Below are 23,178 nucleotides of genomic sequence, written 5' to 3'. Positions count from 1 at the left end.
TGCGCATAAGTGCCCTTATTACTTCTTCCTCTTCATAGCGATTCATTCGTATGCTTCACCATATCAAATATGATTAAAGATTATTATATGCATCTGAAAGCCAATAGTCAATAGGTAGATCGAATAAAACATTGGAAAGTGAGAGAAGATAATACCAATTCTATGGAAAGTTCTGAGGAGGCCTACAATGAAAACGTCTCTGCAAGTCCCTTTCCCCATGACCACATCGCTGCAAGACAACGTCAAATGGCTTCAAGCTCAATTAGGCAAGAGCTCCGACGTGTACTATCGACAATTAGAAATTGGCGTATATCCAGAAACGAATAGTGTGGCTTTATTTTACATCGATGGACTTGTCCAAAATGATATTTTGAATGAACACGTGTCAAAGCCTCTCCTCACCGCTCATGAGAATGTATCCTATTGGCAGCAGGATATTTGCTTCCACGATTTGTTGTGCCAGGCGATCACGATCAGCGAACTAACCTTGAGTAAGGAAGGAACCGCTGTCCTCGCTGCCCTCCTAGGTGGAAATACCATCCTTATTGCGGATGGCTATGACGAGGTTATCATCGCTGGTACCTCAGGGTGGGACAAGAGAGCTATTGAAGAACCGCAAACGCAAACTGTAGTCCGTGGCCCAAAGGAAAGCTTTACGGAGGATATTCGCACGAACACCTCTTTAATACGGAGAAAAATTAGATCTCCTGATCTTCGATTTATCTCCTTGCGGATTGGTCGGTATACCCAAACCGAGGTTATCATTTGCTACTTAGAGGGTATTGCCGATGAACGGGTAGTCACAGAAGCCACATCACGATTAGAGAGAATTGATACGGACAGTATTCTAGAAAGCGGATTTATTGAGGAATATATCGAGGATGTCACTTACTCCCCGTTTCCTACAATCATGAATTCTGAACGACCTGATGCGATAGCCGCAGGTATTCTCGAAGGTCAGATTGCGATCCTTGTCGATGGCACGCCTTTCGTTTTACAAGCACCCGTTACCTTTTTCAGCTTCTTGAAATCGAGTGAGGATTACTATCAGCGTTTCGACATTGCAACGTTCATACGAGCTATTCGCTACATTTCCTTTTTCGTCTCCATGCTGCTTCCGTCCCTCTATATCGCTATTACGACGTTTCATCAGGAAATGCTGCCAACGACCTTGCTCATCTCCTTGGCTGCACAACGCGAAGGCGTTCCCTTCCCAGCCTTACTCGAAGCGCTTCTCATGGAAGTCACCTTCGAGGTACTTCGCGAAGCTGGTGTACGTATGCCACGCGTCATCGGATCCGCTATTTCGATCGTAGGAGCGCTTGTCCTTGGGCAGGCATCTGTTCAAGCAGGATTAGTTTCTGCCGCCATGGTTATCATCGTTTCCTTTACAGCGATTTCGAACTTCGTGACACCCGCACTGAATATGGCTGTTGCCGCCAGACTAATTCGCTTCGGGCTGATGTTGTTGGCAGGCTCATTTGGTTTATTCGGCATTTTGACAGGTTGTATGGCTATCTTAATTCATCTGGCTTCGCTGCGTTCTTTCGGTGTTCCCTATTTAACGCCTGTCGCACCACTCACTGTGAGTTCATTCAAGGACACATTGTTACGAGTGCCACGTTGGTTATTAGGTTTACGTCCCTTTAACCGGTCTAACACAACAAGAAATAAGCCCTATGATAAGCCTTCTCCACCTAGAAAAAATCGCTTCTAAGACATGCTCTGGGAGGATATCGACATGAATCAGAAGCTCAACCGTTACGTGTGTCTGATGATCCTCAGTTTATGCTGTTTACTGCTAACAGGCTGTTGGGATCGCAAAGAACTGAACCAACTTGCTATCACCTCAGCGACCGCCGTCGATTGGGACGGGAAAGTGTGGACCGTATCTTATCAGGTGGTTATTCCACAATCTATCGCCAACCCGAATACAGGGGGAAGCCCTGGGCAGCAAGCACCTGTCATGGTTTTCTCTACAAGCGGCGGTTCAATCCGAGGGGCTGTACAGCAATCGAGTTTAGAGATGCCAAGATCTCTTTTTTTTGCACATAATCGTGTGATTGTCATCGGTGAAAAAGCAGCTAAAGAGGGCATTTCCCAGTTACTGGACGTCTACCTGCGCAATTCAGATTCACGCGAAACGGTAGGCATTTTAGTGACAAGTGGCGAAGGGCGCAAGATTCTGGAACAAATTGTTCCACTGGAGAAAGTGCCTGGAGCTGCCATTAAAAACATGATTCACAACGAGGCTAAGAATGGATCTAATTTCCAACAAGTTTCCATTTATCAAATGATGATGGGAATTGCTAGCGACGCCCCTTTCACACTTGTCCCCGAAATTGTGATCTCTGGTGAAGGTGAGAATACGACAATTGCCACTCTGAAGAAAACATCCTTCACCAATAAGCTTAAGCTTGGTAGAATGGCTGTGTTCAAAAAGGATAAACTAATTGACTGGTTTACAGCAGAACAAGAATATGGTATCAGTTGGATTCGGAATACCATTCATCACACGACTTTGTTCTTTGGTTGTACAGAAGGAAGCAAAGATATTAAAGCAGCACTGCGTATCGATCAGAGCAACAGCAAATTGAAGCCTATCTTCTCCGAAGATGGCCATTTGGTTATGCATGTTGACGTGGATACAAGTGGTACCCTGAATGAGAATGGCTGTCCAAATGACCCTACGCAGCCTAAGGATTTGCATACCATGGAACGAATCGCAAGTGCCGAAATCACACGACTCATGACCAATGCCTTTCAAGTCGCTGTTAAGAACAATCTAGATATCTTTCATTTCGCGGATGTGATACATAAGCACCACCCTAATATTTGGAAACAGGTTAAACCCGATTGGGATGAGCATTTCGCCAAACTTGAATTAGCAACTAACGTAAAAGTGAAGATTACAAGAATCGGTATGAGCGGTAAAGCTTTTATGGAAATGTCCAAAGAAACAGGTGAGTGATCTGTTCTAGTTCACAGTGGGATGAGGTAGAGGGTCTTGGAAGAACGCATTACGAACTATCAACTCGTTGTTATGATCATCCTATTCGAAATCGGGAGCACTCCGTTATTCGCACTAGGGAGCAGTGCGAAGCAGGACTCTTGGCTTGCCATGTTGGCTGCTGCAGCAGCCGGATTCTTCTTATTGTTAATGTTTGTATCCATTCAACGACGAGCTCCTGAGCAGGATATTATCGGACTCCTTCGAATCTGTTTCGGCAAAGTCGCCGGCAGTGTCCTCGGAGTTTCCTTTGCGATCTATTTTGCTTATGAGTCCATGAGAAATGTCCGTGACTTCGGAGAAATCTCGAATTTAACGTTACTGAACACTACACCCAAATATATCACCATGTTCATTATCCTATTGTTAGCCTCATACGCCATTATGATGGGGGTAGATACCCTATTTCGGGTAACAGAAACTCTGCTTCCTATCGTCGCAATCAGTTACGGCTTGCTTATTTTTCTCATTAGCATCGCTCGTTTAATTCATTTCGATAATTTATTGCCCACCCTAGAAGATGGCTTTAAACCCGTCCTTCGAGCAGCCTTCCCGGACATGGTCTCCTTCCCTTTCGGGCAAACCATCATCTTCTTCATGGTTTGGCATATGCTGCCCGAACAAAAGAAGGTGAAGAAGCTAAGTCTTACGGCTTATACCATCGTCTCCCTCTTCTTGATCTTGATGAATAGCATAAACATCGCCGTACTCGGCACTACATTGGCTGCCAACAGCACCTTACCCTTCCTGCAAGCTGTCCAGCTCATTGAGGTTGGCGATATATTTGAACGCCTCGATGTTCTCGTCACGTTACTGCTCTTTCTTGGCCTGTTTGTCAAAATGACAACCTTCTTCTGGGGAGCTGTTTATGCCTTCGCGCACATCTTTCCTTCCTTACGGAAAGCTACTTGGCTTGTTATCGTCGGCAGCCTTATCTTCATCACTTCATTTCTTGAACCCAACTATACGGTACACGTTTGGCTAGGACTTAAGTTTAGTGTGAAGCTTTACCCGCTATTTCAGGTGATCATTCCCCTACTCATGTTTATCGTCATCCGCTTTCGGAAGCTTCCAGCTCCACAGGCCACATCAGACATCTGAGTTCTGCCGTAACTCTCCATAAGATGAAAAAAGAGCCTGCCCCCTGATGGGACAAGCTCTTAGGCGCGAAGCTAAGCTTACGCGTTTACTTTCGCTTTTGCAGCTGTTGCCAAATCGTTGAACGCTTTGGAATCATTCACAGCTAGGTCAGCCAAGATTTTACGGTTAACTTCGATACCAGCCAATTTAAGGCCGTGCATCAATTTGCTGTAGCTCAAGCCGTTTTGACGAGCGCCTGCATTGATACGAGTAATCCAAAGTCTACGGAAGTTACGTTTTGTTTGACGACGGTCACGGTATGCATATACCAATGACTTCATTACTTGCTCTTTAGCTGTTTTAAATAAACGGTGTTTGGAACCGAAATAACCTTTTGCTAATTTCAAAATTTTCTTACGACGGTGAGCGCGAATAAATCCGCCCTTGACTCTTGCCATTGTGAACTACCTCCTGGGATATATAAATGATGTTCGAATTTTATGCTACGTTACAATTAACCTTTGATAAGGGACAGTTGTTGTTGCAAACGACGTACATCGCCAGGAGCCATTGTTGGGTTCGTGGACAATACGCGTTTTTGCTTGGATGATTTACCAGAAAGCAAGTGGTTCTTACCTTGTTTGTATCTCATCACTTTGCCTGTGCCAGTGATTTTGAAACGGCCTTTCAGGCTGCTGTGTGTTTTCATTTTCGGCATGTTGTTGTTCCTCCTAATTTAGTATACTCGCCTAAGTTGTCGCTTTTGGCGTTAAGATCATGATCATGCTTCTTCCTTCAAGCTTAGGAGCACGCTCCTGTGAGGAGATTTCAGCAGTTTCTGTAGCAAGGCGCTCAAGCACTTTGCGACCAATCTCCGAGTGCGCAATTTCACGACCACGGAAACGAACGCTAGCTTTGACTTTATCGCCTTCACCAAGAAACTTAACTGCGTTGCGAAGCTTCGTTTGGAAGTCATGTTCATCGATCGTCGCACTCAGGCGAATTTCTTTGATATCCACAATCTTCTGATTCTTACGTGCTTCTTTTTCTTTCTTCTGTGTTTCATAACGGAACTTGCCGTAATCCATAATGCGGCAGACAGGCGGCTTCGCCGTCGGTGCAACGTTTACTAAATCAAGGTTCGCGTCAAGTGCAATTTGAAGAGCTTCGCGAATTGGTGTTATACCAAGTTGTTCTCCGTCCGCCCCAATAAGGCGTACTTCCTTCACACGAATCTCGTCATTAATCATATGGTCTTTGCTAATCGTGTTCCACCTCCATAAAGTATGTAACTCTCTTCCAAATATAAAAAAGATGCGGGCACAGTGGGCCCACATCTTCATCAATAACAGGTTTAAGACAAACCTATTGAATGTACATGATGATTCATTCAAACCAGCCAACGTTGTGTTAGTCAGGTGAGAAGCGGGCGCTTCTGCTTTACTTGAAACATATTATCATCTCATTCTAGAAAAGTCAACTCACTTGTTTACTTTTCATTTCATCCAACCGGATTACACGCGTATGCTCTGTGTGACTCCATTGTTTGTTGTTTTGCGTGAAGAACGCATAGAACGTAATTGGCCACCAAGACAGCATGAAAATCGGGTAAAGCAATAAATATTTGTACGTCTTCTTATGAGCCTTCTCAATTAGCATAGACATCGGAAGCAACACGTAGATGGCCAAGCTGAGTGAATTGATAACAGCCGGATTGACATGAACCAAAGCCGAATCAGCTGTCCCGTGTGATGTCATGGATTGAATCCATAGCATAACTGTTAGAATGGCACCAAAGAAGAAATTGTATACATTCGCGGAATAGATCGCCGCGTCAATTTTCATCCAGCTTCCCGTCTTAATCCCTTGCCATAGCAATGGGAAGAAGAAACGTTTGGCGACTTCAAAGTGACCTTGCATCCAACGTAGCCGCTGCTTAGCAGAAGCGTTGAAGGATAGCGGTTTTTCATCGTAAACCCTTGTATCGTAGTTGAACGTAGGCTTGATCCCCATTTGAATACATCTCATCGAGAACTCAAGATCCTCAACTAAGCTCGTTGCGCGCCAGCCAATTTGCTTTAACAGATTGGAATCGAAGCACATGCCCGTACCGCCAAGGTAATTGGCTAGTCCCAGGTTGGATCTTGGGGTTTGAACAAAACGATTCGCGTAGAAGTAAGAGATAGCGAAAGACCCAGTAATCCATGAATCATTCGGATTTTTCGTATCTAGGTAAGCTTGAATCACGCGTGAGCCTGAACACAGATCGTTATTCATGTGAATCAAATAATCTGGGCTAACCAGGTTATCCGCATCGAACATCACGATACCGTCGTACTGACGCTCACGTTTCCATAACTCTTTGAGCATCCATTCAATCGCATACCCTTTTCCTCTAAGGTTCGGGTTATGGCGTTCCATCGCGTACACCCCGTGGTGACGGGCAATGTCAGCCGTGTTATCCGTACAGTTGTCACAAATCACGAAGATGTCATAGAGCTCTTTCGGATAATCTAAGGTCTTCAGGTTCTCAATCAAAGCACCGACAACTTGTTCCTCATTATGAGCGGCAACCAATACAGCAAACGATTTCTGTGGAGCAAACATCTTTTTGTTTTTGGGACGATACCAACCAAAAAACGTTAAAAACAACTGATACGCGCCGATCAAAGCCAAGAATACTTGAACGGCAAGCATAATCTTGTCTAGCATGAAGCAAAGTCCCCCTTTTTTTGTGCACGTCAGCTATCTCTTTTTGTATGCCTAGTGCTTTTATGTACAGGTCATTCATGTTAACAGACTAACGGTGAAACAATCGTTTCTGATTTTCCTCTCTTTCTCCCTGTTTGTCAAAGTCTGCAAACTTCGAAAAAGCGTCAGTTCTTTGATATTTGGGAGGTTCGCACACGCCGAATAGAGCATGCGCTTGAAATCGGGTCGAAAATGTCTTGTTTTCATCGTTTTTCATATATTGTGTACCAAAAGTTCACCATTTAGACGAACACTAGCTTTTCTATGTGGTGACGTCCTTATTATAAATTACTCAGCTATTCGCTGACAACTTTTGCTTAAATACCCTGTTAATGGATAGCTCTAACCACCATAACAACATTCGCATAACAAAGTCCTTAAGAGTCCGTCGTTCACAATTAGGACATATCAACCTAAGCTGTGGCGGGATATCTACTCCAAATTTCGGAAACACTAGCAAGAGATGCTACGAACTTGCCTGAATCAGGTCGAAGTTTAATTGCCATCCTACCATACAAATGTTAACGCCAGATTAGTGCAACATTAAATTGAATTTATGAATATTTATCATCCAGTTAATCCTCCACTAATAAACCCTTCGTACAATAAGGATAGAGCAATTCCAAGTTAGAAGGAGGCGGTTACTCATGAGCAGCAAAGTTGTCCATTGGCTTCAAGATCATGAAACACGTCTATTCCACTTCGTCAATCAACGGATCCAGCATCATTTCCTCGATCAATTCTTTACGAAGTTCACCCATTTGGGCGGTGCCACAGCATCCATTATGATCACTTTATGCTTGGCCTGTTTTGGGCAAGGCTCACTGCGTATAGCTGGATTTCAAGCACTGCTGGCTTTAGCCATCAGCCATATTCCTGTTGCCATTATGAAAAAGAGATACCCTAGACTTCGACCTTATCTTGTTCATCCTCAAACGATTACACATAAAAACCCTCTGACGGATCACTCCTTCCCCTCTGGACATACCACGGCTATTTTCTCGGTTATCGTCCCTATCGTATATGCTTTACCCATGCTAGGACTGCTACTAATCCCTCTTGCCTTCGTTGTCGGTATGTCGCGGATTTACTTGGGACTTCATTATCCGTCCGATTGTATCGTAGGTTGCTTGATTGGAACGACGATATCCGTAGTGACAATCGCATTCTGGGGGTAGAACATGGAACAAGTATCGCGAAAAAGAAGAGTGCTTATCTTATCAGAAGGCTTTGGTGCCGGCCATACGCAAGCTGCTTACGCACTCGCCAGCAGCTTAGAACAGCGCTGCTCAACGATTGAAACCCGTGTTGTGGAGCTCGGTTCCTTCCTCCATCCTACGTTGGCACCTTGGATTCTCGGTGCTTATAAGAAAACAATTGCTGTGCAACCCAAATTGTATGGTCGCTTGTACCGCGCTCAATATCAAAAGTCACTTAATCCATTGACGCAGCTCGCCCTTCACCGCATTTTCTATGCACAAACGGCAGCTATGATCAGACATTGGGCACCACAAGCCATCGTATGTACCCATCCTTTTCCCAGCGTGGTTGTTTCTCGGCTGAAAAGAGCAGGACTGCATATCCCCCTATGCACCGTTATCACTGACTACGATGTTCATGGAACATGGGTCAGCCGTGAGGTGAATAAGTACATGGTGTCTTCCGAAGACGTGAAACATAAACTTATCGTACATGGCATCGCCGCCGCGCATGTCGAAATTACGGGAATCCCGGTGCATCCTAGTTTCAGAGAAGTCCATGATCGAACTTTAATTCGACAGCAATTCAATCTCTCATCGAGGCCAACTGTATTGGTTATGGGTGGAGGTTGGGGACTTATCGGCGGCGATTCATTGAGCGAGCATTTACTGACATGGAGAGACCAAATTCAGTTTATTTTCTGCTTAGGACATAACCATAAGGCGATTTCGAAGCTAGCGGCAGACCCGCGATATCAGCATCCCCATATTCACCTGCTCGGATTTACACAAGAGATTGGCAAGTTAATGGAAGTTTCAGACCTGCTCGTTACGAAGCCAGGGGGAATGACGTGTTCAGAAGGACTGGCCAAATCGATTCCCATGTTATTCTATGATCCCATTCCAGGCCAAGAGGAAGAAAACGTACATTATTTTACTAGACATGGCTTCGGAGAATCGATCCAGTCAGCGGATACGATCTCTCATTGGTTGTCCATGCTGGCTAGCCGCTATGCGGATGTTCAGGCCAAGCGCGTTTCTAATCAACATAGGAAGAGTCACCTGCCTGCGGGTGATGGTTCAGAAGTCATTCTCCAACTGTTAGGATAAAAATGAAAAAACAGACTATCCATGGCTGCTCGTTGGCAATACGGATTAGTCTGTTTTATTTAGAAGCTTATTCAGCTGATTCTTTCGATTCAGCGGCTAGTGCGGATGCAGCGGCTTGCTTCAACTGTTCTTGATGTGTTGACAATGCTTCTTGTCCGATCACAACTTCAAGGCGGTGAATATTCATACCTTGTCCTGCGAATTTCGTTTCGTACTCCGTCATCACATGATCCGGATGAATGCCATCCACGTGAAGATTCAGCGAAATATTGCGCATTCTTAGACCCATATCCGCAAAGGAATTCAATGAAAATTCAAATAAGGATTGTGAATCGGTTTTTAAATGAATTTCGCCCTTATCGTTCAGAATTTGTTGATATTTGGCAACAAAACCTGGATGAGTTAGACGTCTGCGCGCATGCTTCTTCTTCGGCCACGGATCACTAAAATTCAAGTAAACGCGCTCTAGCTCACCTTCAGCAAATGCTTCTTCAATATGCTCGATATTGAACAACATCAGCCTTAAGTTTGGAATGCTAAGCACCGCATCTTCTTCATTCTCCACGGTAATTTCATGGGCAACCTTAGCTTTCTCACTTGCCTTACGGATCAATTCATCATACATATCCACACCAATGAAATTGATATTCGGATATTTCCTACTCATTTCACTAATAAAGCGCCCTTTGCCCATTCCTAGCTCGGCATGAATCGGGTTATTGTTTCCGAACAACTCGGACCATTTGCCCTTATAATCCTTGGCATTTAATACAACGAGTTCTTTTTGACGTTCTATATCTTCTCTGATACCTTTTCTGCCCCGTAAACGCATTCTTCATTTGCCTCCTACACGTACATGCTTTCGAATACAAATCATAGACGATTCTATAAAAAAAATCAAAACTTTCCTCTAGTAGATGAATGGAAGAATGAAAGAAAACACCCTCCGGAATGGAAGGTGCTTCGCTCTTAGAAGATATTTATTTATAGCTTTCGTCTTTTCTTCTATTATTGCTTCGTAGACCAGCTAGGCCCAATAGCCCAACGAGACCTAGCCATCCCCAGTTCATATCATTGTCATTATCCGTTGTTGCATAAGCTCGATAAGAATTACCATTAGTGCTTGGTGTTGCAGTAGCTAGGCTTTTCGTACTCATTCTATCAACCATGTTTGCGCTGCGATCGACACCTCGCTCAACCGCATTGGCTCCGCGTTGGACACCTCGCTCAATCGCGTTAGCCCCTTTTTCAACTGGATTCGTTCCATATCCATTCATATGGTCCATAACGCCAGTGCCTCTCCCAGCTGTTCCATAGCCAGAATACGTGTTTGGGGTCGTTAGATTCCCATTATAGACGCCGTTCGTTCCATTTCCGCTAAAATTGCTGACGCCTGTCCCAAGCCCCACTCCTGGTGAAGTGGCATCGTAGTTACTTCCTGTATAGCCCGTTGATGTCGTAGTCCCCGTTGCCCCTGTCCCCAATGTCCCAATTGGTGATCCCGTTCCGACCGCATTTCCAGTATCCATGTGAGTTGCCTGAACACCTGCTGCCCCCATACTTAAAGCTGTTGTCAATGCTACCGCTAAAGTTATCGTACGAAACTTTTTCATGTAGTCCATTTCCCCTCTCAGCTCGTAATTGTGGTGCAAAGTTATCATGCTCGTAGTTGAGGGGTTTTATCGGGGAACTTGTTGGAAAGGCAGGGGTCGCTTTCATGCGTAGATTTCGCTACAATATAGATTGAAACAAAATAAACGAAACCGCCGTCCTCCAAGGACTTCTCACAGTGTTTATGGAGAAAGATAGCGATACTATTTGGTGAAACGTATATATTCTATATTTGAAAGCGAAGCAACAGAAAGAAAGGATACATGTCTTATGTCTACAATGATCCAGGAATCACCTCAGCTTTGGGGCGATAAACGTTTCCATACATGGAATTATGAAATGCGCGATGCGTTCGGAGGGAAAGTTTTCAAAGTCATGCTTGATGCTGGCTTCACCTGCCCGAACCGCGATGGCAAAATTGCAACAGGCGGATGCACCTTCTGCAGTGCACGTGGATCAGGAGATTTCGCAGGAAGTCGCCGCGACGATCTTGTCACACAATTTAATAAGATCCGCGATCTTCAGCATCAAAAATGGCCCGAAGCCAACTATATCGGCTATTTCCAAGCCTATACGAATACTTACGCGCCGGTTGAGGAGCTACGGGAGTATTATGAAGAGATTTTGAAGCAGCCTGGTGTTGTCGGATTGTCTATCGCCACGCGGCCAGATTGCTTGCCAGATGATGTCATTGAATATCTAGCTGAATTGAATCAGCGCACTTATTTATGGGTGGAAATGGGTCTACAAACCGTCCATGAATCCACTTCCGCGCTCATCAATCGTGCCCATGATACGCAATGTTATCTGGATGCTGTAGCTAAATTGCGCAAACATAATATTCGTGTGTGTGCGCACATTATTTATGGGTTACCTGGAGAAACCCATGAGATGATGCTGGATACAGGGAAAGCTGTCGCTCAGATGGATGTGCAAGGCATCAAGATTCATTTGCTTCATCTCATGCGCAAAACACCAATGGTGAAGCAATATGAAGCTGGTTTGTTACAGTTCTTGGAGAAAGATGAGTATGTGAAGCTGATCGTGGATACATTGGAAATATTGCCGCCAGAGATGATCGTTCATCGACTCACGGGAGATGCCCCGCGGGATCTACTAATTGGACCGATGTGGAGTCTTAAGAAGTGGGAAGTGTTGAACGCTTTTGATAAATTGCTCACGGAGCGGAATACATGGCAAGGAAAGTATTGGATGGGAAAAGAAAACGTTGAGGCTTCACTGCCCACTAGCCATGCGTGAAAACCAGCGTAAGAATCTTATTGATCGTGAAACCGAATAGAAGAACCCTGTTCCACAACTTGGCGCTAAAGCCAAATTCTGTACAAATAACGTCCTTCTCGTTCCATATTTCCTGGGAAATTGTCGAGAAATGCGTTAGCAAGCAATCATTGGAGGCACTCAACACATGGGATTTGTTTCAGTTCTAAGTTATGTACACCAGCTAATCGGGCAGCGCGTCGGGCCTGGTGATACTGTTATTGATGCCACGCTCGGCACTGGCGTGGACGCCTTGTTCATGGCGAAGCTCGTAGGCGCTCGCGGCGGCGTCTATGGCTTTGATGTCCAGCAGGCCGCGCTAGATCAAACGCAGCAGCGTCTGGCGAAAGAGCTGCCAGACGCCCAAGTGCACATGAGCTTATGCAGCCATGCGCTCATGGAAGCGGCAGTGCCGCAAGACCGCCACGGCAAGGTCGCCGCGGTCACTTTCAATCTCGGCTACCTACCAGGAGCCGATACAGCCATAATCACGGAGCAGGCATCGACGATTCCTGCTCTTGAAGCTGCCCTCCGCCTGCTGCGCAAAGGCGGAATCGTGACCATCGTGCTGTACAGCGGCCACGATGGCGGGTCTGAAGAAGCCGCAGCGGTTGAGCGCTGGGCGGAAAGCTTGCCTCTCGCAGCGTTTCAAGTGCTGCGGTATCAATTTGCCAATCGCAGCGCCTCTGCGCCGTATCTCTTGGCTCTAGAAAAAAGATAGTCACATGATATAATGCTAGAGTGGTATAAATGACAGAATGATAGAATAGACTAGGGGAAAGTAGGGATTGTTTTGAAATCATACCCGTTACAATTTCAACCTGAAATGAAAGAACGTGTTTGGGGAGGCAGAACCCTCGAACGATTTGGCTTTAAGCTGCCGGAAGGCGCCATTGGCGAAGGCTGGATGATCGGCGATCACCCGAACGGAACAACGAAAGTCATCAACGGCGAATTAGCTGGCTTAGGTCTAGACGAAATTCGTGAAAAGTACGGCAAAACATTATTCGGGACCAAAGGTTTTTCCGAGAAAAATGGCCGTTTTCCACTATTAATTAAATTGCTAGATTGTGAAGACGATCTATCTGTTCAGGTTCATCCCAATGATCACTACGAGAACCTCGCGGCTGGTGAACTTGGCAAAACAGAAATGTGGTATATTCTCGATGCTAAGCCAGGCGCTAAAATTATATATGGCATGAAAGACGGCGTAACACGGGAAAGCCTTGCAGAAGCTATTGCGGAGAACCGCATTATGGATTGTTTGCAAGAAGTACCTGTTGAAGCTGGAGATTCCTTCTACATACCGGCTGGTACGGTTCACGCGCTTGGCGCGGGTGTACTAGTAGCCGAAATTCAACAAAATTCGGATACAACGTACCGGTTGTATGATTACAACCGTCCAGGCTTAGATGGAAAAATGCGTGAGCTTCACATCGAGGATTCCCTCAATGTCATCGCGTATGAAGGATCAGGCTCCACGCGTATGAAGACAGATTTAGCGGAAGCAAGCACATGGTTGACGCTAGCAACCTCTCCTTTTTTCACCGTGGAAAAAGGTCTGGTAGGACCGCAATGGAAACTCACGACAACACCAGATAGCTTCGTGATCCTTGTGATTGCAGATGGCAACGGGACGTTGCAATGGGCAGACGGTCAAATTGCGACAAAGCCTGGTGACTGTTTCTTGCTTCCAGCAGATTTGGGCAGCTACTCCCTTGAGGGCAGCATGACGGTGATTCGCAGTTATTTGCCTTAGTAGATATTCGTTATCTAAAAAATAAAAAAAGCTCTCTGATAGCAGCCGCGGTTGTCGGGCACTGTCAGAGAGCTTTTATATTTATGCTAACCTTCTTCCGAAAGGCTGCTTTCTTTAAGGATTACGTCATGTGCTCCGCCCTCAACTAGGCTTGTTGCGGATACGAGAGCAATTCTCGCATTTGCTTTCAGCTCGTCCAGCGTCAAGGAACCACAGTTGCACATGGTTGATTTAATTTTACCCAGCGTCTTGTCCAAGTTTTCTTGCAGACTTCCCGCATAAGGAACGTAGGAATCCACACCTTCTTCGAACAAGAGCTTGCTCTTGCCACCAGTGTCATAACGCTGCCAGTTACGGGCACGATTGGAGCCTTCGCCCCAGTATTCTTTCACGAAGTTGTTACCCACTTTAAGTTTTCTAGTTGGGCTCTCATCGAAACGTGCAAAATATCTGCCCAACATAACGAAGTCAGCACCCATCGCCAAAGCAAGGGTCACGTGGTAGTCGTGTACGATACCACCATCGGAGCAAATCGGAATATACGTACCCGTTTCTCTGAAGTACTCATCTCTCGCTTCAACAACCTCCATCACAGAGGAAGCTTGGCCGCGGCCAATACCCTTTTGTTCCCGTGTAATACAGATGGAACCGCCGCCGATCCCTACTTTAATAAAGTCAGCACCTGACTCAACCAGGTAGCGGAAACCTTCGCGATCAACAACGTTACCCGCACCAATTTTCACATCAAAATTCTGTTTCACATACTGCACAGTCTCATGCTGCCATTCGCTGTAACCGTCAGAAGAATCGATTACGAGAATGTCTACGCCCGCTTCAACAAGCGCAGGAACTCTCTCCGTATAATCCTTCGTGTTGATCCCAGCTCCGACAATGTAACTCTTATTCTTATCAAGTAGTTCCATCGGGTTCTCTTTGTGCTCATCATAATCTTTGCGGAAAACAAGCGTATCTAGATTCCCGTTGTCATCCACAATCGGCAAGCAGTTCAGCTTATGATCCCAGATTAGGTTGTTAGCTTCCGAGAGCGAAATACCGGATTTACCATAAATTAATTTCTCAAAAGGTGTCATGAACTCCGAAATTGCACGATCTAACGGATCGCGGCTCTTGCGGTAGTCACGGCCTGTTACGATCCCTAGCAATTTTCCGTTCGCTGTGCCATCATCAGTGATCGCAACGGTTGAGTGCCCTGTCTCTTCTTTCAAAGCTAGCACATCACTAAGTGACTGCTCAGGTTTTAGGTTGGAGCGGCTTACGACGAAACCAGCCTTGTACCCTTTTACCTTACGCACCATCTGTGCTTGCTCTTCAATCGACTGAGAGCCGAAAATAAACGAAATCCCGCCACTACGCGCCAGTGCAATAGCCATTCCATCATCGGATACGGCTTGCATAACAGCGGAGGAAAACGGGATATTCAGTGAGATTGCTGGCTCCTCACCCTTATTAAATTTAACTAAAGGTGTCTTCAACTTTACATTTGCAGGTGTGCAAGCCTTCGTCGTTAGATTAGGAATCAACAGAAACTCACTAAACGTACGCGATGGTTCCATATAATACGTAGCCACTTTACAATTTCCTCCTAAAATAGGGATCTTTGAGCGCAGCTCAAAGTCTCTCCTTTGATTGATCCATAGGTAAATTTTTATAATCTTATCACTGAACCTTGCCTGTGGTCAATGGATTTTTTAGGGAAATGTTCAGTAGGCTACGAGACGGTGTTATTTCTTCCAAATTTGGGGTTCAGAACCCTTACTCGAATATTCAATATACGACGGTGAAATGTCCATCACAACATAGTTAGGATCGTGCGGCCCGTCAAACCATTCTTTCATTTCATCGGTCCATAGCTTCTCGCGAAGTGCATTATCCGCAGAGATCTTTGCCGTAGCTTGGATTTGCAAAATGTTCGGCGTAGACTTTCCGTCATATCCCACGAGAATATGCACGTGGGGATTTTCTTGGAGTTCCTCAACTTTATCTGTCTTCTTACTTGTCGTTAAATAAATCTCCAGCCCTTCGTGAAACAAAGCCATATAACGCACCTTCGGCTTGTTACCGTCAATCGTTGCAAAGGAGCATACCTGATTAGCGTTCAGCACTTGAATGATTTGCTCTTCGAGTTGTGTTTTTTTCGTTTCGATCATAGTTAGCTCTCCTCTCAGTCTCAAACTGCTTTAACTACCCTAGATTACCCATATGGGCGCGTGTTCAATCGTTTTATGCGAAAAAAATCCCCCTCACGCTAGGCGTGAAGGGGCATGGAAGGGTTAAATCGTTGCCAGCTGCTGCAGCGGCATCGTGTAGTAGGACGCCGGCTTCTGCGCGTCAGGCGGGAAGTGCACGACAAGCAGCTCCTTGCTGCTTTCGTCGATGTAGCCACTTTGCAGATACGTCTGCAAAGCGAACGGCAACACCTCAAGCATAGCATGCTTGTGCAGGTCTTTCTCGTTGATGCGGAGGCTCTGGAAGTCTCCGCTAACGAGCTCAGGCTGCTCCGCAACCAGCTTGAGGTATGCATTCTGTTCGGACTTCTCCAAGGTGAAGTCCCACCAGATTTTGCGCGGCTTATATTTGTGGCCGAGGAAGTAATCGAGCTTCATCAAGCCTTCGATGATGTGCATGTTAGTAGTTCCGCGATGAAGCAGGAACTCGCGCAAGCGAGTGAACAGATCCTCAAGTTGATGCCCGATCTTCTGCCAGCCGCGCCCTTCCCAGAAGTCGCCGAACTCTTGGAAGAAATCGAACGCCGATGCGAATTCGTTGGCGATCAAGTGCTTAACCGTGTGATCCATGCGGTGAGCGTTCCAATATTTCTCGAGCACATCCTCCACGCGCTTGATGCGAATCAAGTCGGTGAATGGCAGGATGTCGTTGCCGAGAATCTCATAAGGCGCGTGATCCATATAAATATAGCCATATTTATGAGCATCGTTACGCATGCCTGTGCCGCGCAGCATTTTGAGAAAGCCAAGTTGCAGTTCTTCCGGTCCTAGCTCGAAAACATCGTTAAACGTCTTACGGAACGAGTTATAATCCTCTTCTGGCAGACCAGCGATGAGATCGAGATGCTGATCGATTTTGAGACTGTTTTTCACTTTAGACACGGTACGGCTCAGCTTGAAGAAGTTCTGTCTCCGCTGCACGAGGTCATTCGTCGTGTCATTCGTTGATTGCACACCGATCTCGAAACGGAACGTACCTGGAGGGGCATTTTCAGCCAGATAATCAAGCACCTCAGGTCGCATAATGTCCGCCGTAATCTCGAATTGGAACACGGTTCCACGGTGATTTTGGATAAGGAATTCAAAAATTTCCATTGCGTAGTCCCGTTTAATATTAAACGTACGATCCACGAATTTGATCAGCTTTGCGCCAGAGTCGATGAGGTACAGCAGATCTGCCTTAGTCCGCTCCATGTCAAAATACCGCACACCCACCTCGATACTCGATAGGCAGAACTGGCAGGAGAACGGACATCCACGGCTCGTCTCGAAGTAGACAACACGGTTCGCTAGGCTCGGAAGATCTTCCTTGAAGCGATGCGGCGAAGGGATATCATCCAGCTTCAGCTTCGGTCTGCCCGGCATCAGAATTACTTCTTGCTCTTTGCGGTAGGCAACGCCATAGACGAAGTGGTATTTGCGGGTTGTTGAGATCTCGGTAAGCAGTTGGTGGAATGTCTCTTCCCCTTCGCCCATGACGATGAAATCAACCTCTGGAATGCGCTCCATCCAGTAGTCCGTGTCGTAAGAAACCTCGGGTCCACCAAGGACGATGAGGATTTCGGGTCTGATTTTTTTGATCATTTTGATAATGTGAATTGTCTCTTCGATATTCCATATGTAACAGGAGAAGCCCAGTACATCCGGTGCCTTCTGATAAATGTCGGAGACGACATTCATGACGGGATCTTTAATCGTATATTCAGATATCTCAACATCAAAATCCTTCTCGCAGAACGCTTTCAGATAGCGCAAAGCCAAGGAAGTATGAATGAATTTGGCGTTCAGTGTGGATACAAGTACTTTCATATGAAAAAAACCTCGTTCTATTCTGGGTTATCGTGCCTTCTAATTCTACACGAAAACCGCGGAAATACAAAGGTAAGCCCTCCCATACGGGACAGTAAAACGAAAAACATTAAAGAACCATGTCATCGTCCAAATGGGGGACTTCATAGGGAAACTGCAGGTAGGAGGCTTCTTCGATGGCGTTTTTCCAGCGTTCGGCGTGGGTGTAAAGCTGCTGCTCGACTTCTTGGATTCTCTGACTGATTTCGCCGGCCGATTCCACCGGTTCACGTTGCAGCGCTTGTTGTAGAGTACTGCGTTCTTCGAACCATTGCGTTAATTGGTATAAAAGCATAGGAAACCACCTCTCACACGTAAGATATGTACGTGCTAGTGTTCCCTGATTTGCGGAGGCGTATTCGGGTGCCCAACCTCCATCCCATCCTGACACAGGATTAACTGGAAAATCTACAGCTAATTTCGGGATTTCGAGCGGAAAAAGGGAAATAAATGGAAAACCTCCCGTTAATTTCGGGGATTTTACGCAAATGCGCTAGGAACCCGAAAAATAGCTGGAGGTTTTCCATTTAAAGTGGTTATGGAGCCAAATATGCAGGAATTTACCTGTATGTTTTCACGTTAATTTGAATTGGGTGGGAGGCACTCCCGCAACGCTTGCTTTTACTTCAACAAAGCCCCGTCCTGCTCAAGGACAGCTTGCAGCTCGGCGACGTCAATCTCCGCTGGCAGCACGCCGTGCTTCACAGCGAGTCCAGCTGCGGAGCCTGCGGCTTGGCCCGTGGCCATACAGCTTGGCGTGAGTCGCGTTGTAGCCAGCGCTTCATGCGTGGTCGAGATGCAGCGACCTGCGGTGAGCAGGTTTTCTATTTTTTGCGGCAGCAGGCAGCGGTACGGGATGTCGTAGGCGCCATCCCCTTTGACCCAAGCTGCGGTTACGCCTTTGCCAGACGGATCGTGGATGTCGATCGGGTAGCCACTGCGTGCGATAACATCGTCAAAATGACGCCCCTGCACGACATCCTCCACTTGCAGCGCATATTGACCATCGATCCGACGCGTTTCACGGATACCAATTTGCGCGCCAACGTTGGAAATGGAGGCTTTTTCGAAGCCAGGCAAGTTATTGCGCATAAATTCAGCAACCATCAACACCTGTTTGCGCCCAAGCTCCTCGGCCTCTGTCAAGTCCTCTACATTGGTGCCATCCAGCCCCTGCACACGCGTAGTATTGACCAGTACTTCGTCATCTTCAGGACCTGTGAAGAACAGCACTTGATCGCGATTAATCGGAAGATTCGCTTCCTTCCAGTGCTTGAAATAGCCGAGTACACCAGAAAGAGGGAGATCAGCGAGCTCGGAGAAAGGCGTCTTTTTATAAAACTCATCTGGATGGTCAATCATGTATTGTTTCACGGCAGGCAGATTCACACCGCGCATTCTGAATTTCATCGTCATTGGCTGTGTTGCTTTATCCCCATCACGCCCTTTGAGGCACGGCGCCCCAGACAGATACGCAAGATCAGCGTCACCTGTTGTATCGATAAACACTTTGCCACTTACATCAATTCGGCCGGATTTGGACGTCAACTGCACCGATTGTATGCGATTGTCCACGGTCTCCACATGATCGACAAAGCTATGGAAAAGCAGCTTAACACCCGCTTCTTTGAGCATATCGACGGCAAGAACTTTATATATTTCTGGGTGATAAGGTGTGATTGTATTCACGAAACCAACCGTATCCCGAAGATGTCCCGGGGATGCGTTCATCGCCATAAGGCGGTCGATAATTTCTTGCGCGAGCCCTGCAATAACTTGTTTGCCATCCGTTGTATGAAACGTCATCCAAGGATAGACCAACGCAGCCGTCGACATCCCTCCAATAAAGCCGTATTTCTCTATCAAAACGGTTTTGGCCCCACTTCTCCCTGCTGCAATCGCCGCATTGACACCCGCTGGTCCTCCCCCTACTACAACCACATCTGCTTCTATCTGTTTGATCATCTGACTTCGCTCCCTTAGCTTAATTGTTGGTAAGTCACTTGCCTCTCAGTTGCTTGCTTCTCTCTTAGTGTAGTTTAAAATTAACCTTCTTTTTAGTTTAAATTTAGTTTAAAATTATAGGTACAGAAGGCAGTCAGAAAAGGGGCATCTCAGACCTATGCGAAAAAGAATTACACTCCACGATTTAGCCGCTCAGCTCGGCTTAACGATACAAACGGTATCCAAAGCGCTGCGCGGACTGCCTGGTATGTCAGAGCAGACACGAAGTGAAATTTTCAAGCTCGCGCGCGAGCTTGGCTACATGACCAAAGATCAGAAACAAACACTTCAGCAAGATCTCATCTCACCGTATCCCGTTGTACAACGCAGGTTCGTACTCGTCCAGAACAAGCAATCCTTGAACTTTAACCGCTTGTTGCTGCAAGGCTTACATGAACGCTTTATGGAGTTTGGCCACACGGTTCAGCCACTTCTCATTCCGCCTAATTTAAAGCCCTCACAATTTGACGACTGGGCCGAGGAAGAAGGTTTGTTATATGCGGAGGGGGTGTTTATCGCACCAAGGATGAATTGGGATCTCTTGGAGCAAAAACTATTAGAGCTGCAGCTCCCGCGGATTCTGTTGAATTTTCCGCCACCGGAGTCCAAGGTCGATAGTGTCATTTGGGATGTGTACGAGGCTGTTTATCAGGCGGTGCGAAGGCTCGTGCGTATGGGCCACAGGAATATCCTTTATGTAGGCGATACGAAGGATCAACGCGGATTCGTTATCCGGTGGCAGGCTTTTGCCGAGGCGATGAAAGAGGCTGGGGTGGCGGTTGATCCTGGTGAGCACGCGATAGAGCGAGATGGTTCAGAGGGGTGGTTGGTGGATTTCCAGCAGAAATATCAGCTACGCCAGCCAACAGCAGTCATTTGCGGCATTGATGAAGAAGCTGCACCTGTGTATCACACCCTTCGTCGATTAGGGGTTAAAGTGCCTCAGCAATGCTCGCTGGTTGCGCTTTTGAATGAGCAAAGCGATACGCTGCCGCTCTGCTCTCGCCCTCAGCTGCCGATTCGAGAGGCCGGCTACCGCGCAGCGGATCGCATGCTATGGCGGATTGCGAATCCGCATTTACCTTTTGAGCATGTGCGGCTGCAGGGGGATTTTTTCACAGGGAGTACGATACAGAAGTTGCAGGGTTAATTTTAACGAGACGATCATTTCATTTGCTTTTATGAACGTGGTATATTGGAGGTCGAATGATCTGACCGGAAGGTAAGCCATCGTAATAGGAGGTATTTTAACATGCAAAAGAAACAAGGTTCACGTCCAAAAGGAAGTGTCAGCCATAAACCTAAATTCGGAACGAATAAAGCACAAATCCAGTCATTGCAAGCAGGAGCAGCCAAAGGTGGTCAGGAGTCGAGTACTCGCCAGTATACAGTGAAGGAACCTACTGAGCTTCTACCCTTTTTGTTGGAAAAGCTATCGAGCCTAGGTCGAAATGCGGTCAAAGCTATCCTCGCTCGTGGACAAGTCGCAGTGAATGGCAAAGCAGTAACGGCATATAATCACCCCTTGCAGCCGGAAATGACGGTCACGATCAACAAAGATAAAGTTGTGGAAGATATCCCGCTAGCCGGCATGACGATTTTACATGAAGATCACGATGTTATTGTCATTCAAAAGGATGCTGGCCTTCTATCCATCGCAACGGATACACAGGAAAATCAAATTACAGCCTACCGCCAACTTACGGCGCATGTGCGGAATCATGATCCGAAGGCGCGGATTTTTGTCGTTCATCGCCTAGATCGGGATACATCGGGTGTGATGATGTTTGCCAAAAACGAACAGGCGCAGCAGCACCTACAGAACACGTGGCAAGAGAGCGTCAAAGAGCGGACGTATGTGGCGTTAGTGGAAGGTATGGTGCGCAAGCCTGAAGGAACGATTTCTTCCTGGCTCAAGGAACACGCGAAATCGCTCAAGATGTTCTCCACACCGTACCCGAACGACGGACAGCATGCGGTCACGCATTACAAAACGCTGCAAGCGAACAAGAGCTTCTCCCTGCTTGAGGTGAACTTGGAGACCGGCCGCAAAAACCAGATTCGCGTTCATATGCAGGATATCGGGCACCCCGTTGCTGGGGATAAAAAGTATGGGTCCAAATCGAAGGAGATCAATCGACTTGGTCTGCATGCGCGTGTGCTCGCCTTTTTGCACCCGACGACAGGTAAGTTAATGCGTTTCGAGACGCATATACCGAAGGTGTTTTTGAACCCTTTTAAAGAGCCTGGTGTGAAGAAGTAAATTGTTCGAACGATTAGTAAACCAATTAAAGGAGTAGCTTGATGAACATTGTTGTACTTGATGGTTATACGTTAAATCCAGGCGATCTGGACTGGAGTGGTTTACAAACGCTAGGCGAGTTGACGGTCTATGAACGTACATCTGAGTCCGAGATTGTAGAACGCGCCGCTCAGGCAGACATGGTGCTGACGAACAAAACGCCACTCACCGCACAAACACTGAAGCAGCTGCCGAAACTGAGATATGTCGGTGTTTTGGCGACTGGTTACAATATTGTGGATGTCCAAGCAGCCAAGGTTCAGGGGATTATTGTTACAAATGTGCCAGCGTACAGCACGCATTCGGTTGCTCAGTTGGTTTTTGCACTCGTATTGGAGTTCTGCCACCGGGTGCAGCGCCATAGCGACAGCGTGCTTCAGGGGGATTGGGCTGGATCGGCTGATTTCTTCTACAGTGTCTCCCCTCTCATAGAGTTAAGTGGCCAAACGATGGGACTGATCGGTCTTGGCCAAATTGGCAAACAAACGGCGCTCATTGCTGGGGCGATGGGCATGAAGGTCATTGCGACAGGTAGTGGCCGCACTGTGCCGCAACCCGTGGAAGGCATTGAATGGGTCTCACTTGAGGAGTTGCTGCAGCGTGCCGATGTGATTAGTCTGCATTGTCCGCTGACACCTGCAACGAATGGACTGATCAATGCAGAACGGATTGCTAGGATGAAACCGACAGCAATTCTGATTAATACCGCCAGAGGTGGATTGCTTAACGAGACGGATGTCGCGCAAGCTTTGAATGATGGTCGCCTCGCTGGTGCAGGGCTTGACGTTCTGACGGTCGAACCGCCAAAGCCAGATAACCCCTTGCTGCATGCTCAGAATGTAATTATTACACCGCATATCGCATGGGCAACGAAGGAAGCTAGAGCTAGGTTGATGGCTGTTGCGAGCAGTAATGCGCGGAGTTTTGTAGCGGGTCGGCCGGTAAATGTGATCGGGTAGGGTTGGGGTAGGGTTGGGCTA

General features: G+C 46.7%; 22 protein-coding genes and 1 other annotated feature. Of the genes, 11 read left to right on the top strand and 11 right to left on the bottom strand.

Going from position 1 to position 23,178, the window contains the following annotated elements; all coding sequences use genetic code 11:
- The first annotated feature begins 187 nt into the window (after nt 1–187).
- From ACSQ8O_RS08020 to ACSQ8O_RS08010, 3 genes are read left to right on the top strand one after another with little or no spacing between them, the layout of a single operon-like run.
- Nucleotides 188–1,717, top strand: coding sequence for a spore germination protein (locus ACSQ8O_RS08020; RefSeq protein ID WP_436241137.1), 1,530 nt, complete (start codon nt 188–190; stop codon nt 1,715–1,717).
- 24 nt (nt 1,718–1,741) lie between these two features.
- On the top strand, nt 1,742–2,971 hold the full coding sequence (locus ACSQ8O_RS08015) for a Ger(x)C family spore germination protein (protein WP_436241136.1): 1,230 nt from the start codon (nt 1,742–1,744) through the stop codon (nt 2,969–2,971).
- A 36-nt stretch (nt 2,972–3,007) separates the two neighbouring features.
- Nucleotides 3,008–4,111 (top strand): GerAB/ArcD/ProY family transporter, encoded by a 1,104-nt coding sequence (locus ACSQ8O_RS08010; protein ID WP_436241135.1) that lies wholly within the window; start codon nt 3,008–3,010, stop codon nt 4,109–4,111.
- A 77-nt stretch (nt 4,112–4,188) separates the two neighbouring features.
- Here the strand turns inward: ACSQ8O_RS08010 and rplT are convergent, their stop codons facing one another.
- The 4 genes from rplT to ACSQ8O_RS07990 form a co-directional block, all read right to left on the bottom strand.
- Nucleotides 4,189–4,548 (bottom strand): 50S ribosomal protein L20, encoded by a 360-nt coding sequence (gene rplT / locus ACSQ8O_RS08005; protein ID WP_028553998.1) that lies wholly within the window; start codon nt 4,546–4,548, stop codon nt 4,189–4,191.
- A gap of 56 nt (nt 4,549–4,604) precedes the next feature.
- The gene (gene rpmI / locus ACSQ8O_RS08000) at nt 4,605–4,808 is read right to left on the bottom strand and encodes a 50S ribosomal protein L35 (RefSeq protein ID WP_028553997.1); all 204 of its coding nucleotides are present in this window, start codon (nt 4,806–4,808) and stop codon (nt 4,605–4,607) included.
- Between the two features lie 31 nt (nt 4,809–4,839).
- The gene (gene infC, locus ACSQ8O_RS07995) at nt 4,840–5,340 is read right to left on the bottom strand and encodes a translation initiation factor IF-3 (protein ID WP_056609101.1); all 501 of its coding nucleotides are present in this window, start codon (nt 5,338–5,340) and stop codon (nt 4,840–4,842) included.
- Nucleotides 5,341–5,392: 52 nt separating this feature from the next.
- Nucleotides 5,393–5,537: a sequence feature (ribosomal protein L20 leader region), on the bottom strand.
- Between the two features lie 29 nt (nt 5,538–5,566).
- Nucleotides 5,567–6,802 carry a glycosyltransferase family 2 protein gene (locus ACSQ8O_RS07990; RefSeq protein WP_436241134.1) on the bottom strand — a complete coding sequence of 412 codons (1,236 nt, stop codon included), beginning with the start codon at nt 6,800–6,802 and terminating at the stop codon, nt 5,567–5,569.
- A gap of 686 nt (nt 6,803–7,488) precedes the next feature.
- On the opposite strand from ACSQ8O_RS07990, the gene ACSQ8O_RS07985 reads away from it, so the two are divergent.
- Both ACSQ8O_RS07985 and ACSQ8O_RS07980 read left to right on the top strand, forming a co-directional pair.
- Entirely contained in the window at nt 7,489–8,019 is a 531-nt protein-coding gene (locus tag ACSQ8O_RS07985; protein ID WP_436241133.1) for a phosphatase PAP2 family protein, read from the top strand.
- A 3-nt stretch (nt 8,020–8,022) separates the two neighbouring features.
- Nucleotides 8,023–9,150: an MGDG synthase family glycosyltransferase gene (locus ACSQ8O_RS07980; protein WP_436241132.1), complete on the top strand. Its 1,128-nt coding sequence runs from the start codon at nt 8,023–8,025 to the stop codon at nt 9,148–9,150.
- A gap of 67 nt (nt 9,151–9,217) precedes the next feature.
- Here ACSQ8O_RS07980 and trmB read toward each other — a convergent pair whose 3' ends face one another.
- Nucleotides 9,218–9,982, bottom strand: a complete 765-nt coding sequence (gene trmB, locus ACSQ8O_RS07975; protein ID WP_436241131.1) for a tRNA (guanosine(46)-N7)-methyltransferase TrmB — start codon at nt 9,980–9,982, stop codon at nt 9,218–9,220.
- Nucleotides 9,983–10,130: 148 nt separating this feature from the next.
- A complete protein-coding gene (locus ACSQ8O_RS07970) occupies nt 10,131–10,763 on the bottom strand; it encodes a WGxxGxxG family protein (protein WP_436241130.1) in 633 nt (210 codons plus the stop codon).
- Nucleotides 10,764–11,031: 268 nt separating this feature from the next.
- Here ACSQ8O_RS07970 and ACSQ8O_RS07965 point away from each other — a divergent pair, with 268 nt between their 5' ends.
- From ACSQ8O_RS07965 to ACSQ8O_RS07955, 3 genes are all read left to right on the top strand, one after another.
- Complete coding sequence (locus ACSQ8O_RS07965) at nt 11,032–12,021, top strand: TIGR01212 family radical SAM protein (protein ID WP_436241129.1); 990 nt, start codon at nt 11,032–11,034, stop codon at nt 12,019–12,021.
- A 166-nt stretch (nt 12,022–12,187) separates the two neighbouring features.
- Nucleotides 12,188–12,760, top strand: coding sequence for a class I SAM-dependent methyltransferase (locus ACSQ8O_RS07960; RefSeq protein ID WP_436241128.1), 573 nt, complete (start codon nt 12,188–12,190; stop codon nt 12,758–12,760).
- A gap of 72 nt (nt 12,761–12,832) precedes the next feature.
- Nucleotides 12,833–13,798, top strand: coding sequence for a type I phosphomannose isomerase catalytic subunit (locus tag ACSQ8O_RS07955; protein WP_436241127.1), 966 nt, complete (start codon nt 12,833–12,835; stop codon nt 13,796–13,798).
- Between the two features lie 86 nt (nt 13,799–13,884).
- Here ACSQ8O_RS07955 and ACSQ8O_RS07950 read toward each other — a convergent pair whose 3' ends face one another.
- The 5 genes from ACSQ8O_RS07950 to ACSQ8O_RS07930 form a co-directional block, all read right to left on the bottom strand.
- Nucleotides 13,885–15,387: an IMP dehydrogenase gene (locus tag ACSQ8O_RS07950; RefSeq protein ID WP_056609087.1), complete on the bottom strand. Its 1,503-nt coding sequence runs from the start codon at nt 15,385–15,387 to the stop codon at nt 13,885–13,887.
- 153 nt (nt 15,388–15,540) lie between these two features.
- Nucleotides 15,541–15,966, bottom strand: a complete 426-nt coding sequence (locus ACSQ8O_RS07945; RefSeq protein ID WP_436241126.1) for a pyridoxamine 5'-phosphate oxidase family protein — start codon at nt 15,964–15,966, stop codon at nt 15,541–15,543.
- 123 nt (nt 15,967–16,089) lie between these two features.
- On the bottom strand, nt 16,090–17,853 hold the full coding sequence (locus tag ACSQ8O_RS07940; protein WP_436241125.1) for a B12-binding domain-containing radical SAM protein: 1,764 nt from the start codon (nt 17,851–17,853) through the stop codon (nt 16,090–16,092).
- A gap of 109 nt (nt 17,854–17,962) precedes the next feature.
- Complete coding sequence (locus ACSQ8O_RS07935) at nt 17,963–18,187, bottom strand: hypothetical protein (RefSeq protein ID WP_436241124.1); 225 nt, start codon at nt 18,185–18,187, stop codon at nt 17,963–17,965.
- A gap of 326 nt (nt 18,188–18,513) precedes the next feature.
- Nucleotides 18,514–19,857 (bottom strand): FAD-dependent oxidoreductase, encoded by a 1,344-nt coding sequence (locus ACSQ8O_RS07930; RefSeq protein ID WP_436241123.1) that lies wholly within the window; start codon nt 19,855–19,857, stop codon nt 18,514–18,516.
- A 157-nt stretch (nt 19,858–20,014) separates the two neighbouring features.
- On the opposite strand from ACSQ8O_RS07930, the gene ACSQ8O_RS07925 reads away from it, so the two are divergent.
- From ACSQ8O_RS07925 to ACSQ8O_RS07915, 3 genes are all read left to right on the top strand, one after another.
- A complete protein-coding gene (locus ACSQ8O_RS07925; RefSeq protein WP_436241122.1) occupies nt 20,015–21,046 on the top strand; it encodes a LacI family DNA-binding transcriptional regulator in 1,032 nt (343 codons plus the stop codon).
- Between the two features lie 102 nt (nt 21,047–21,148).
- Nucleotides 21,149–22,159 carry an RluA family pseudouridine synthase gene (locus tag ACSQ8O_RS07920; protein WP_436241121.1) on the top strand — a complete coding sequence of 337 codons (1,011 nt, stop codon included), beginning with the start codon at nt 21,149–21,151 and terminating at the stop codon, nt 22,157–22,159.
- 41 nt (nt 22,160–22,200) lie between these two features.
- A complete protein-coding gene (locus ACSQ8O_RS07915; protein WP_436241120.1) occupies nt 22,201–23,157 on the top strand; it encodes a D-2-hydroxyacid dehydrogenase in 957 nt (318 codons plus the stop codon).
- Nucleotides 23,158–23,178: the final 21 nt, after the last annotated feature.

It is taken from the genome of Paenibacillus sp. LjRoot56, assembly GCF_964253335.1.
Lineage (GTDB): Bacteria > Bacillota > Bacilli > Paenibacillales > NBRC-103111 > Paenibacillus_E > Paenibacillus_E allorhizoplanae.
Note: the sequence above shows the minus strand (reverse complement) of the source record. Positions and strands in the feature narration are given on the sequence as shown.